This window comes from Rhodococcus sp. 14-2496-1d (genome assembly GCF_002259365.1).
GTDB lineage: Bacteria > Actinomycetota > Actinomycetes > Mycobacteriales > Mycobacteriaceae > Rhodococcoides.
This window is the reverse complement of the sequence record NZ_NPFV01000029.1, coordinates 382,229-394,324: the sequence shown is the minus strand read 5'-3', so window position 1 is coordinate 394,324 and position 12,096 is coordinate 382,229. Positions and strand designations below refer to the sequence as shown.

13 protein-coding genes and 4 tRNA genes are annotated in these 12,096 nt (G+C 64.4%); 5 read left to right on the top strand and 12 right to left on the bottom strand.

Annotated features, from left to right (window positions below):
* Window positions 1–22: 22 nt before the first annotated feature.
* The 5 genes from CH296_RS23180 to CH296_RS23160 all read right to left on the bottom strand — a co-directional run bounded on the left by CH296_RS23180 (window position 23) and on the right by CH296_RS23160 (window position 5,120).
* Complete coding sequence (locus CH296_RS23180) at window positions 23–835, bottom strand: polysaccharide pyruvyl transferase family protein (protein ID WP_179277800.1); 813 nt, start codon at window positions 833–835, stop codon at window positions 23–25.
* Between the two features lie 130 nt (window positions 836–965).
* Window positions 966–1,394, bottom strand: coding sequence for a peptide-methionine (R)-S-oxide reductase MsrB (msrB, locus tag CH296_RS23175; protein WP_032397944.1), 429 nt, complete (start codon window positions 1,392–1,394; stop codon window positions 966–968).
* 27 nt (window positions 1,395–1,421) lie between these two features.
* Window positions 1,422–2,660: a glycosyltransferase family 87 protein gene (locus CH296_RS23170; RefSeq protein WP_032397945.1), complete on the bottom strand. Its 1,239-nt coding sequence runs from the start codon at window positions 2,658–2,660 to the stop codon at window positions 1,422–1,424.
* A 62-nt stretch (window positions 2,661–2,722) separates the two neighbouring features.
* Window positions 2,723–4,285 (bottom strand): alpha/beta hydrolase, encoded by a 1,563-nt coding sequence (locus tag CH296_RS23165; protein WP_094647977.1) that lies wholly within the window; start codon window positions 4,283–4,285, stop codon window positions 2,723–2,725.
* 46 nt (window positions 4,286–4,331) lie between these two features.
* Complete coding sequence (locus CH296_RS23160; RefSeq protein ID WP_094685809.1) at window positions 4,332–5,120, bottom strand: pyrimidine reductase family protein; 789 nt, start codon at window positions 5,118–5,120, stop codon at window positions 4,332–4,334.
* A gap of 34 nt (window positions 5,121–5,154) precedes the next feature.
* Between CH296_RS23160 and zapE the strand changes: the two genes are divergently transcribed.
* Window positions 5,155–6,168 carry a cell division protein ZapE gene (zapE, locus tag CH296_RS23155; protein ID WP_032397948.1) on the top strand — a complete coding sequence of 338 codons (1,014 nt, stop codon included), beginning with the start codon at window positions 5,155–5,157 and terminating at the stop codon, window positions 6,166–6,168.
* A 7-nt stretch (window positions 6,169–6,175) separates the two neighbouring features.
* Here the strand turns inward: zapE and CH296_RS23150 are convergent, their stop codons facing one another.
* The 7 genes from CH296_RS23150 to CH296_RS23120 form a co-directional block, all read right to left on the bottom strand.
* On the bottom strand, window positions 6,176–6,703 hold the full coding sequence (locus CH296_RS23150; RefSeq protein ID WP_094685808.1) for a GNAT family N-acetyltransferase: 528 nt from the start codon (window positions 6,701–6,703) through the stop codon (window positions 6,176–6,178).
* Window positions 6,700–7,152, bottom strand: a complete 453-nt coding sequence (locus tag CH296_RS28630; RefSeq protein ID WP_143546409.1) for a hypothetical protein — start codon at window positions 7,150–7,152, stop codon at window positions 6,700–6,702. Before CH296_RS28630 ends, CH296_RS23150 begins: the two co-directional genes overlap by 4 nt.
* Before the next feature lie 16 nt (window positions 7,153–7,168).
* Window positions 7,169–7,876 (bottom strand): alpha/beta family hydrolase, encoded by a 708-nt coding sequence (locus CH296_RS23140; protein WP_094685807.1) that lies wholly within the window; start codon window positions 7,874–7,876, stop codon window positions 7,169–7,171.
* On the bottom strand, window positions 7,869–8,153 hold the full coding sequence (locus CH296_RS23135) for a hypothetical protein (RefSeq protein ID WP_256980550.1): 285 nt from the start codon (window positions 8,151–8,153) through the stop codon (window positions 7,869–7,871). Before CH296_RS23135 ends, CH296_RS23140 begins: the two co-directional genes overlap by 8 nt.
* Before the next feature lie 126 nt (window positions 8,154–8,279).
* Window positions 8,280–8,354 (bottom strand) — tRNA-Val (locus CH296_RS23130).
* 37 nt (window positions 8,355–8,391) lie between these two features.
* A tRNA-Cys gene (locus CH296_RS23125) sits at window positions 8,392–8,462 on the bottom strand.
* A 17-nt stretch (window positions 8,463–8,479) separates the two neighbouring features.
* Window positions 8,480–8,551 (bottom strand) — tRNA-Gly (locus tag CH296_RS23120).
* 243 nt (window positions 8,552–8,794) lie between these two features.
* On the opposite strand from CH296_RS23120, the gene CH296_RS23115 reads away from it, so the two are divergent.
* The 4 genes from CH296_RS23115 (at window position 8,795) to CH296_RS23100 (ending at window position 12,092) form a co-directional block, all read left to right on the top strand.
* Window positions 8,795–8,866 (top strand) — tRNA-Val (locus CH296_RS23115).
* Between the two features lie 116 nt (window positions 8,867–8,982).
* A complete protein-coding gene (locus tag CH296_RS23110; RefSeq protein ID WP_094630114.1) occupies window positions 8,983–9,384 on the top strand; it encodes a TIGR02611 family protein in 402 nt (133 codons plus the stop codon).
* 102 nt (window positions 9,385–9,486) lie between these two features.
* Window positions 9,487–11,547: a threonine--tRNA ligase gene (gene thrS, locus CH296_RS23105; protein WP_094630052.1), complete on the top strand. Its 2,061-nt coding sequence runs from the start codon at window positions 9,487–9,489 to the stop codon at window positions 11,545–11,547.
* A gap of 2 nt (window positions 11,548–11,549) precedes the next feature.
* A complete protein-coding gene (locus CH296_RS23100) occupies window positions 11,550–12,092 on the top strand; it encodes an HIT domain-containing protein (RefSeq protein WP_032397953.1) in 543 nt (180 codons plus the stop codon).
* Window positions 12,093–12,096 lie beyond the last annotated feature (4 nt).

Here is a 12,096-nt window from a genome sequence, read left to right as displayed (position 1 = left end):
CTCTGTTCTCGGCCTGCTCAATTCAGGCGGTGTAGCGCGCAGCGAACGGAAATGCGGCGATCAGATCGTCTTGGATTTCCGTCAGATTCGGGATCGGTCGATATTCCTTCCGAAGTTGCGCGATTTTCTCGTGATCCCGCGCAAGGTCCGACGAATGCTGGAGTGCTTGTCGGTCGAAAGCGGAGTAGTAGTCGTCGAACTTGTATCCGTTGCCGCCTATGTCCTGGGTCAGCTTGATCCACGCGTTGGGGACGCCGTACGAATCCGCGACGATCAACCCGTGCAGACTCGTCGACATCACGAACTCACATGCAGTGATGTCCGCGATGACGTCGGCAGGCTTTCTGGACGGGTCGATCAACGTCACATTCTTTTCTCGCGCAAGCGCGAGCACGACAGGATCCTTCTTGTGCACCCAGTGGTAAACGAGGCCGATTCGACCGGGTACGACTGGGGAGCGTGAATAGACCCTGTTCGCCAGAAGCCCTGGGTCCCCGACCGCGACCTTGCGCTCGGACTCGATGCGACTCAACGACAGATGCCCTCGCACAGCGTAGAAGTCGAAGTCGGGGTAGCTGAAGTTCCTTTCACGGGCAGTGTCGCCGAGCATGAATCCCGAACCCCAGACCTTCAGACCTTTCCGCGCCTGCATGAGCTGGACCATTTCGAGAGTGGAACCCGCCCCGATCATGTCGCTCCGCTTCGCACGACGCCAGGAGCATTTCTGTCCGAACAGTGATCTCACCAGTCCGGGCGTCAGTTCGTCGCCGAAATTGGGTCTGACGCCGGTCAGTTTCACCTGGCGCCACCAGAAAGTCTTGATCGACGTGGCCATGCCAGTAAAATTTACTCTATGTATTAAGCAAAACAAAAGTAAATTCAGGAATACCCCGGCTGCGCGTCGGCGCATCCGCCGTTCATGACTCGCAATTCGACACCGTGATCTCCGGTATTTTCCGGGCAGATCAGGATGCAGGCTTGAGTGTCAACGAAATCGAGTTGATGCAGTACCGCTGGTCGGTCGGCGTGGGGTAGCCCTCCCCTTCGAAGACGTGGCCGAGGTGGCTGTGGCAGGTGCGGCAGATGACCTCGACGCGACGCATCCCGAGCGAGGTGTCCTCCTTCAGGATGACGGCGTCGCTGTCGGCCGGGTCGAAGAACGACGGCCAGCCGCAGTGCGACTCGAACTTCTCGGTGCTGCGGAACAGTTCGGCACCGCAGGCGCGGCATTCGTAGATGCCCTCGGTGGTGGTGTCGGTGTATTCGCCGACTCCTGGGCGCTCGGTGCCTGCCTGCCGCAGCACCGCGTACTCCTCGGGGGTCAGCTTCTCGCGCCACTGTGCATCGGTGAGCTGGACGGCCGGGGCGGAATTGTTGTCGGTAGCTGAACTCATGCTCACACGCTAATACGTTTTGTCGGGCTATGCCGTTTTCGCTGGTGGCGCGCTCGGCAGTAGGTAGCTGGGTTCTATTCCGTCCTCCAACCGCCCTTCGCTGCGTGCGGCGAACCAGCGGGCGACGAGGACCCCGAAGATGACGACGATCAGCAGTGCCCAGCCGAAGGTGGTGCGCAGGTAGTCCAAGGCCCGGCCGGTTTCGATCCAGCGCCCCGAGAGCCATCGGTCGTAGTTCATGAACCCGTAGATCGCGAGCCAGGCGGGCCAGTTCCGCAGCACCGAATTCTTCAGTACGACGGTCATCAGCAGCGGGAACAGCATCATCGAGTAGTACATCTGGCCGAGCGAGCCCAGCAGCCAGTGCGCGGTGAGGATCAACCCCGATGTGGTGGCGAAGAAGAACAGACGGTCCTCGCGGCAGTATCGGTAGAGCAGCCACAGCGAGATCAGAACCATGATTCCCAGTACCGCTCGTATTCCGAGGGTGAGGAGTTCGGGGACACCGTAGTAGCGGCCGTTGCCGACGACCGCGCTGTTGAAGTAGTCGCGAGTCTGCAGCAGGTACGGCAGCGTCCGGTCGATGAAGTTCATCGGATCCACCGACAAAGGCCAGGCGATGGCCATCATCACGACCGGAATGGCGATCGAGGTGATGAACACCTTCCATTGACGCGTCATCAGCGGGAGCAGGAGGAGCGGCGCGAGCATCGGCTTGATCGCCAGAGTCAAACCCATGGCGACGCCTGCCGACAGGTCCTTGCGCTGAAGGAGGAACCCGAGGAAGGCCACCTCGCCGAGCAGAACGAAGCCGTTGAAGTTGGTGAACACCAACGTGTTGGTGACGGTTTCGCTGACGAAGGCGGCCAGCAGGAGAGCGGGGGCCGCGACCGAATCGAGCCGGAACCCGAAGATGCGCAACAGGATGTACAACGCCAGGAGAATGGCGATCGTGCTGGCGAGGATGAACAGCCAACGAGACCGCTCGGGGTCGATGACGGCGATGGGGGACAGCAGCATCGTCGCGCTCGGTTGGTACAGGTAGTGCGGATCGACGGAGTCGAAGTTCGCGGTGTACACCGGCTGACGGTTGAGAAATGCCAGGGCAGCGCTGTACACCGGGTTGAAGTCGTTGGTGATGTCACCGTTGACCGCCTTGATCACCACGCGCTGGATGACGGTCATGATGGCGATCGGCCACAGGGCGTACTTGATTACCTCGGCGGTCGTCCGCCCCGAACGCGGCTCCAGAAAGCTAAGTGACACCCGGGAACGGTACCCGAGGCGGTGACCGTCCCGGCGAAGGACACCCCGCGACGGGTACCGACTCAGGCGGGGCAGACCGTGCCGTCGGTCGGAAGCGCGGTGTCGCGTGCGTAGTTCACCGCTGCGCTCTGCAGACACTGCGATCCGCCCAGGCTCGGATGCCCGCTGCCCTGCCATGCAGCCGAGGCGACGCCTGCACCGGTCGCACCGACCAACCCGGTGACCGAGGACAGTCCGCCGTTGCCGACGATCGGGTCGCCTGCGTTGGACAGGACCAGTACCGGAACGTCCAGAGAGGTGGGCAGGGGAGTGGACGGAGCCGTCGGCCAGGACGAGCACAGCAACGCCGTCAGTGCAGCATCGGTGCCGTAGATCGGATAGCGGTCGGTCCACTGCGAAGTCAGGTCGCGAACGCCCTGCGGTGATGGCCATTGCTGCCCGTCCGTGCACCGAGACACGAATTGCCCGTCGGTGCCGTAGGCGTTGCGGCCTCGCTCGGCGAGGGCGGACAACGCGGTGGTGTCGGACCCGGCAGCCGAGGACAGGGCGGCGGCGAGCCCGGTGGCCCGAGACGACGCGTCGCCTGCTGTCGAGGCGAGGGCGAAGGTGATGCCGTCGAGAATCTCGTGGGTGGACAGCGGCGAGAATTCGCCACCGGCGGCGCGTCGGAGCAGCTGCGCGACGGCGGCCGTCGGGTCGGGGCCGAGGGAGCAGTTCAGCGCGACGCATCGCTGCGCGAACGCACCGAACGCTGCTTCCTTGCCCTGTGTCCGCTGCTCTGCCAACGTGATCTGGTCGGCACCCACTCCGGCCGGTGAGTCCAGGATCAGGCGCGAGATGTTGGCCGGAAACTTCGCTGCGTAGGCCAACGCGGTGAGCGCGCCGTTGCCCGAGCCGATCAGGCCGATCTGTTCCACGCCCCAGAGTTGACGCAGACGGTCGAGATCGTCGGCGGCGTAAGTGGTTCCGAAGGCGAGCTCCTGCGGCTGCAACGTGTCGGTGCACTCGATCGTGGCGTCACGACCGGCGTCGACAGCGCGGTCGACGCTGTCGGCATCGGATCTGGTGAACTGCCCCAGCGCGTCGACGTCCGTTTTGGTCGTCGGGTCGATGCAGTCGACGGCGGTGGATCGGCCGATGCCGCGTCGATCCACCGCGACGATCGGATGGGCCTCGAGCAGCGTCGCGAGCGGGCCGGCGGCCATCGTCGCCAACGTGGCAATCGAGGACCGATCCGAACCGGACGTGAACACCAGCGGTCCCGCATCGGTGGGTGTTCGGTCGAGCCGAGCTCGCAGCGCGCCGACGGCGAAGGTGCCGAACATCTGCCCGCTGGCATCGACGTCGGCTTCGTACTCTGCGCATTCCAGTGTCAGCCCGGGGGTGGTGGAGGTGAGCCCGAAGGTGCCGAGTGTGGCTGTGGTGCAGTCGGTCCAGGCGAGATCGGTAGCCGGAACGGCAAGCGCGACCGGTTCCGGTGGCGCGTCCGCCGAGGTTTCCGCCGGTTGACCGGGGGATCGTTGTTCCACCGCGACGTCGGGTCGGAGCGACGGGCCGGCGCCGCAGGCCGCGCACATCGTGGCGAGGACGAGGACCGCGGCGAGCAACGTTCGTTTCTGCGTCACCGTGCGAGGCTATCGACTTTTCGATCGTTGCCGGGTGGCGCGCAGCTCATGGGCGACGAACCCAGCGCGTGAGCAGCGTTCCGTCCGCATCGCCCAGAACGTGTGCCCGGTGCATGGGCGTGTCGGACGCGACGCCTGCGTGGGCGATACGGCCCGCCTCTCCTGCGACCAACATCGGCGAGGTCGTCAGACACAATTCGTCCGCCGCCCCGTCGGAGACGAGTTGCCCGAACAGTCCCGGTCCGCCCTCGCACAGGATGCGGCGGAATCCGAGGTCGCTCAGCGTCGCAACGATGTCGCCGGTAGACACCGATTCGCCGGACACCCCGATCACCGTCGCACCCGCCGAACGAAGCGCGGCCACCGTCGAGCTGTCCGCCGCCGCGGAGGTCAGCACCACCGGCTGCACGTCGGCGTCGGTGACCAATCGAGAATCCGCATCGATGGAACCGGAGGCGGTCACCACCACGATCGTCGGAACCGGTTCGAGTCCACCGGCCACCCGCCGTGCCTTCGCTTCGGCGGACAGCGAAACGCCGCCGTAGTTCTCGGCGCGAGCGGTTCCGGCACCGACCAGTACGGCGTCGCAGAGTTCACGCAGAATGCCGAACAGTCGGGCGTCCGCGGGTGTTCCCAGGCCCGCCGACTTACCTTCAGCGGTGACCGATCCGTCGATGCTGGCGACGAAGTTCGTGCGAATCCACGGTCGGTCCGGTTGTGTGGGGTAGGAGTACAGGGCCCGGATGGCATCGTCGTCGAGGATCGAGCCGACGGCGGGCGCGGAGTCGGCTGCCTGCTCCGATGTGAAGTAGGTCCCATTATCGAGAAGCTGCATGAGAGAGATCAGACCACGTCGTTACGCTCGACAAATGCCCGCACGCCTTGTCGACCGAAATCCCGTGGTCCCCTCCGATCAGTTGATCGCGCAGATGGTCCCGCCGGCGATGTTCGACGACGTCAGTTTCTCCTCGTACATTCCCGACCCCAAGGAGCCGACGCAGGCTGCTGCGGTCGCGAAGGCCGAGGAGTTCGCGAACAAGGTGCAGAAGATCCGCGGCAAGGGCAAACGAGGTCTGTTCGGCAAGAAGACCCCGGCCATCGGTGCAGGCCTGTACCTCGACGGCGGCTTCGGTGTCGGCAAGACTCACTTGCTCGCCTCGATCTACCACAGCGTTCCCGAGCCCAAGGCGTTCGGCACGTTCGTCGAGCTGACGCACGTGGTCGGTGCTCTGGGCTTCAACAAGGCCCTCGAAGAACTCTCCAACCACAGCGTGCTGTGTATCGACGAGTTCGAGCTCGACGATCCCGGCGACACGATGTTGGTCTCTCGGTTGCTCTCCGAGCTCTCGCAGCGCGGAGTGTCCATCGTCGCGACCTCGAACACCTTGCCCGGGCAGCTCGGTGAGGGTCGCTTCGCCGCCGAGGACTTCATGCGGGAGATCAAGAAACTCGGCTCTATCTTCGAGTCCATCCGGGTCGACGGACCCGACTACCGCCATCGCGACCTGCCCCCGGCTCCCGAGCCCACGTCCGAGGCCGAGCTGATAGACCGCGCCGATACCGTCGAGGGCGCAACCCTGGACGATTTCGACGAGCTGCTGGCGCATCTGAGCACGCTGCACCCCTCGCGCTACGGCAAGTTGCTCGACGGCATTCCTGCGGTGTTCCTGAAGAACGTGCACCCGGCATCGGATCAGGCCATCGCCCTGCGCCTGGTGGTCCTCGCCGATCGCCTGTACGACGCGGGTATCCCGGTGACGGCGTCGGGCGGCAAGCTCGACGAGATCTTCACCGAGGAGATGTTGGCCGGTGGCTACCGCAAGAAGTATCTGCGCGCCACGTCGCGGCTGCTCGCGTTGTCCCGGTTCGCCGCAGTCGGCTGAGCGGCCGTCACAGCCTCACCTCCATGACGTAGTCGTCGTGTGTCTGGACGCCGACGACGAATTTCTTGGTGCCCACGATCTGGAAGCCGTGTTTGGTGTAGAACTTCTGCGCCCGTACGTTCTGTTGATTGACGCCCAACCATGCTGCCGCACAACCGGATTCGTGTGCGTGGCTCAGCGACGACGACATCAGTCGGCCCGCGGCTCCGCTGCCGTGCTGGGTCGGTTCCACGTAGAGTTTGCTGATCTCGATGGTCGGCTCGTGCGACAGGGTGGCGCGAATATCCGGGTCGGTGGGCGTCCCCGACACGAGCATCGCGTAGCCCACCACGTGAGCGTCCACAGTTTCGTCGATCAGGACGGCTCTGTTCGGATCGGCGATGTAGTTCTCGAAGTGCTCGGCCGACAGCACGTTCGAAATGAACTGCTCGATGTCGTCGGGCCGGGTTCCCGGCGGGCAGGCGAGCGGAAAGGTCGACGCGGCCACCTCGGCGACGCGATGTGCATCGCCGAGTGTTGCTACCCGCACGGTCACAGCAGATCCACTGCGTTCTTGGCATCGCGCAACGACATACCGGTCCGGTCGCGCAGCAGTTTGATGGCCGAGATCGTCTTGCCCTCCGATTTGAGGGACTGCAGTCGCGGGATCAGATCGTTCCAGGGTGTCGGACCGGATTGCGCGGCGTCGACGATGGTGGCCGAGGACGGAAGGGGCTCGCCGCGCTGGACGCTTTCGATCGCGATCTTCGCGTCGTGGAGGCCGGCACCTGTTCGTTCGCGAAAGACCTTGATCGCCTGGAGCTTCTTGTTGGCGGCCAGTAGCTGATGAATGTCTGTGCGGGCGCTCTCGTCGAGACCGACGAACATGATGTGGCGTGAGGTGTCCGAGGACGAGCCGGGCTTCTTGCGGGCCAGCAGCCACGCCGCGAGCACCGCCGCGTCGACGAGGACCAACGCCACGATGAACCATCCCCAGGTCGGCATGCCTTAGTAGACCACTTCAGCGTGACGGGTCGAAGAGCGGGACGTCAACGGACGAATCGGACGTCGGGGCAGCGAACAACGAGGTGGCACCGGCAAGGGTTTTCGTCGCCGCGTCGTACCTGACCGGAGCGAGGTCGTGGCCTGCGCCCTCGATGTCGACGAGCAGTGTGGGTGCCGGGACGAGCGTGAGCGCAGCGCTCAGCTCGGCAGTGGTGCCGAACGGGTCCTTCGTGCCGTGCACCACCACCGCCGGTGTTCGCAGTTCCGGAAGGTGTTGGGTACGAACCTTTTCCGGCTTGCCCGGCGGGTGCAACGGGTAGGACGTCAGCACGAGCCCGTCGACGAGGCCCGGTCGTTCGGCCGCGATCATCGACCCTTGCCTGCCACCGTAGGAATGCCCACCGAACGCGATGAATCCGTGTGTCTCGGCGCGGAGGCGTTCGACGGCCACGGAGATACCCAGCCGGTCCTCGGCCGAGCGGGACGGGTGCGGCGGTCCTTTGGGTTTGCGTACCCGAAAGGGAAGGTCGAACCTCAGCACCGTGAACCCGGCCGCCGTCCATACTGCGGCGATGCGCTGCAACAGCGGCGACTCGCAGTTGCCGCCCGCACCGTGGGTGAGAGCCAGGCCGCCCCGTGACGGGATCGCGGGCGTGTGCAGAAAGGCGACACCCCCGCCGAGATCGATGTCGGCGGGGGCGTCGGGACCTTCGAGTTCAGGCATCGTTCGAGGACGTTACCTTTTCCTGGTTGTCGGCGTGATCCGTGGCGGAATCGTCATCGGAACTGTCGGAGTCCCGGTCGTCGGCGTCCACCATCTCACCGTTGTCGTCGACCATGTCCGCGAACGCGGTGCCGGCGACGGTCCCGTTGGTTCCCGGAAGGGCCACGGTGGGCCGGGCACCGGGTCGATACCGGTCGTCGAGGCCCTCGACGGACTTCTTCGCTTCCTCCAGGGTGGCATCGTCGACTGTGGGTTCGCTCTGAGCTTCGTCCGACACGTGAGTGTCCTTCCGTCGAAGTGTGTGCGTCGTCTCCACTGTGCACTTCTATGGCGTGAATCACCACATTTGATTCGTCAAGCACAAAAAAGACCCCCTCGAAAGGGGGCCTTCGTTGTGTTGCTGTGGTGCGCGATACTGGGATTGAACCAGTGACCTCTTCCGTGTCAGGGAAGCGCTCTCCCGCTGAGCTAATCGCGCGTGTCCTCGCATCGGCCTTGCGACCGACGCACTAGCGAGGTGGAGACGGGAATCGAACCCGTGTGCACGGCTTTGCAGGCCGTTGCCTCACCACTCGGCCACTCCACCATGGGTCGAGACCCTCGAGCGGATGACGGGATTCGAACCCGCGACCCTCACCTTGGCAAGGTGATGCGCTACCACTGCGCCACATCCGCATACCCCGGAGCCGTTCACTGCTGGGCAGTTGCTGTCTCCGTGGTGCGGGGAAAACATTAACCCAACGGGAGTGAAACTCACAAATCTCGTGGTCAGCCGCGGAATTCGACCGATCGGCCCATGTGAACGATGTGAAAGCAGAGGCGGAACGAGTCCAGTGGAGGTAGTCCATCGTCGAATTCGATGATCGGGCAGGCGATTCGGTTCGCCGCGGCACCTCGTGTTAATGTTTTGCCTCGTTCGGTCCCGTGGCTCAGTGGGAGAGCGTCCGCTTCACACGCGGAAGGTCGCTGGTTCGATCCCAGCCGGGACCACAGAAAAGAAGGCCCGCACCGCTCGTCGGTGTGGGCCTTCTTGCGTTCGAGGCCGGTAACCTGGGTCGGTGAGCACCGAAGAGACGAAGCCGCAGGCCGTCGACGACCAGGGTCCGATGGACACAGCCAAGGTGAAGCATCGGCGCTTCCGGGCGCGCATCGCCGAGAACAAGTCGCTCGACCTCGCGTACCGGATAACGATCGGTGTCGTCGGAACGGTCGTGCTGGTGCTGGGTGTACTCGCCATTCCGTACCCGGGGCCCGGGTGGCTGATCGTGTTCGCGGGTCTGGGCATCCTGGCCTCGGAATTCGCGTGGGCCAAGAGTGCGCTGCGGTTCGTCCGCAAGAGATACGACGCATTCATGGCGTGGTTCTCCAAGCAATCGATGTTCGTCAAGGGCCTCGGCGTTCTGTTCACCACCGTGGTCGTGCTGGCCACGCTGTGGCTGCTGGGAACGTTCGCGTTGGTCGGAGGGTGGATCGGGCTCGACTGGACGTGGCTCGAAAGCCCGATCTGACGTCACGCGTCGCGCTGAGGCCAATCGAGTGGACCGATGCCGATAGGCTGTCGGAGGCCTTCCTGGCCAGAAGAACCGATCGAGGAGTACATCGCTGTGAGCATGCCCGTTGTCGCCGCTGTTTCGCCCGCCCGCATCATGGTGCCGGCCGGAACCACGGCAGGTACGGCGCTCCGCGACACCGGCCTGCCCAACAAGGGACCCGACGCGATCGTCGTCGTGCGCGATCCCGACGGCAAGCTCCGTGACCTGTCATGGGCACCGCAGGGCGACACCGAGGTCGAGCCCGTTCCGGCGAACACCGAGGACGGACGAAGCGTCATCAGGCACTCGGCTGCGCACGTGCTGGCGCAGGCCGTTCAGGATCTCTTTCCCGACGCCAAGCTGGGCATCGGACCGTTCATCAAGGATGGCTTCTACTACGACTTCGACGTTCAGCAGCCGTTCACTCCCGAGGATCTGACGGCCCTCGAGAAGAAGATGAAGCAGATCGTCAAAGCCGGACAACGTTTCTCACGTCGGGTGTACGAGTCGGTGGAGCAGGCCCGTGAGGAGTTGGCGAACGAGCCGTACAAGCTCGAGCTGATCGACGACAAATCCGGCATCGACGATCCCGAGGTCATGGAGGTCGGCGGGGGAGAGCTGACCGCCTACGACAATCTCAATCCCCGGACCGGCGAGCGCATCTGGGGCGATCTGTGCCGCGGACCCCACATCCCCACCACCAAGTACGTGCCCGCGTTCAAGCTCACCCGCAGTTCGGCCGCCTACTGGCGCGGCAATCAGGACAACGCAGGCCTGCAGCGCATCTACGGAACGGCTTGGGAGTCTGCCGAAGCGCTCGATGCGCATCTCGAACTGCTGGCCGAGGCGGAGCGTCGCGATCACCGCAAGCTCGGATCCGAGCTGGACCTGTTCAGCTTTCCCGACGAATTGGGCTCCGGTCTTCCGGTGTTCCATCCGAAGGGTGGTGTGATCCGCAACGAGCTGGAGAACTACTCCCGCCAGCGGCACATCGAAGAGGGCTACGAGTTCGTCAACACCCCGCACATCACCAAGGGCCATCTCTACGAGGTCTCGGGTCACCTCGACTGGTACCGGGACGGCATGTTCCCGGCGATGCACCTGGACGCCGAACTCGACGAGAACGGCGACGTGCGCAAGCCCGGCCAGGACTACTACCTCAAGCCGATGAACTGCCCGATGCACAACCTGATCTTCCGCTCTCGCGGCCGTTCGTACCGCGAACTGCCGTTGCGCCTGTTCGAGTTCGGCTCGGTCTACCGCTACGAGAAGTCCGGCGTCATCCACGGTCTGACCCGGGTGCGCGGGATGACCCAGGACGACGCGCACATCTTCTGCACCCGCGAGCAGATGCGCGGCGAGCTCACCAGCACCCTCGAGTTCGTTCTCGGGCTGCTCAAGGACTACGGCCTCGACGACTTCTACCTCGAACTCTCCACTCGCAACCCGGAGAAGTCGGTCGGCAGCGACGAGGTCTGGGAAGAAGCGACCAACACCCTCGCCGAGGTGGCGGCTGCGTCGGGCCTGAACCTGGTGCCCGATCCGGGTGGTGCGGCGTTCTACGGACCGAAGATCTCGGTACAGGCCAAGGATGCGCTGGGGCGTACCTGGCAGATGTCGACCATTCAGCTCGACTTCAACCTGCCCGAACGCTTCGAACTCGAATACACCGGCTCGGGCGGAACCAAGGAACGCCCGGTGATGATTCACCGCGCGCTGTTCGGATCCATCGAGCGCTTCTTCGGAGTGCTCACCGAGCATTACGCGGGCGCGTTCCCGGCCTGGCTCGCACCGGTCCAGGTCGTGGGCATCCCGGTTGCCGAGGTCTACCAGGACCACCTGTTCGCGGTGGTGAACGAGCTGAAGAAGCGTGGCGTACGCGCCGAGGTCGACGCCAGTGACGACCGGATGCAGAAGAAGATCTTCAACCAGACGGCGCAGAAGGTTCCCTTCATGCTCCTCGCCGGCGAACGCGACGTCGAAGCCGGTGCCGTGAGCTTCCGATTCCGGGACGGCACTCAGGTCAACGGCGTCCCGGTGGCGCAGGCCGTCACCGTCGTCACCGACTGGATCTCCCAGCGCAACAACGCATCACCGACCGCCGAGCTCGTGCAGACCGAACCCGCAGGAGTGAGCTGATCATGTCGGAACAGGACGAGTCGATCGTCGTCACCGGGGCCGGTGAGCCCGATCGGCTGCAGCGACTGTGGACGCCGCATCGGATGTCCTACATCGCCGAGGCTCCTCAGGGCTCGGCGAAGTCGAACGAGCCGTTCTCCGACATCCCCAAGATGAGCGACGAGGACGGTCTCGTCGTCGCACGAGGCGAATCGGTGTATGCGGTCCTCAACCTGTATCCGTACAACCCGGGCCACGCGATGATCGTGCCGTACCGTCGCGTCGCGGCACTGGAAGACCTCACGCCCGCGGAGAGCGCGGAACTGATGGCCTTCACGCAGCAGATGATTCGCGTCATCAAGCGAGTGTCACGTCCGCACGGGTTCAACGTCGGGCTCAACCTCGGAGCTGCCGCGGGCGGGTCCTTGGCCGAGCATCTGCATCAGCACATCGTGCCCCGGTGGGGCGGCGACGCGAACTTCATCACCGTGATCAGCGGCGCAAAAGTGATGCCGCAGCTGCTCCGCGACACTCGGGCCCTGCTGGCGTCGGCCTGGAACGAATGAACCA

Coding starts and splice junctions, on each gene's coding strand:
- CH296_RS23180 (WP_179277800.1), bottom strand. CDS start 835: ATGGCCACGTCGATCAAGACTTTCTGGTGGCGCCAGGTGAAACTGACC.
- msrB (WP_032397944.1), bottom strand. CDS start 1,394: ATGAGTTCAGCTACCGACAACAATTCCGCCCCGGCCGTCCAGCTCACC.
- CH296_RS23160 (WP_094685809.1), bottom strand. CDS start 5,120: ATGCAGCTTCTCGATAATGGGACCTACTTCACATCGGAGCAGGCAGCC.
- zapE (WP_032397948.1), top strand. CDS start 5,155: ATGCCCGCACGCCTTGTCGACCGAAATCCCGTGGTCCCCTCCGATCAG.
- CH296_RS28630 (WP_143546409.1), bottom strand. CDS start 7,152: ATGCCGACCTGGGGATGGTTCATCGTGGCGTTGGTCCTCGTCGACGCG.
- CH296_RS23140 (WP_094685807.1), bottom strand. CDS start 7,876: ATGCCTGAACTCGAAGGTCCCGACGCCCCCGCCGACATCGATCTCGGC.
- CH296_RS23110 (WP_094630114.1), top strand. CDS start 8,983: ATGGACACAGCCAAGGTGAAGCATCGGCGCTTCCGGGCGCGCATCGCC.
- thrS (WP_094630052.1), top strand. CDS start 9,487: ATGCCCGTTGTCGCCGCTGTTTCGCCCGCCCGCATCATGGTGCCGGCC.
- CH296_RS23100 (WP_032397953.1), top strand. CDS start 11,550: ATGTCGGAACAGGACGAGTCGATCGTCGTCACCGGGGCCGGTGAGCCC.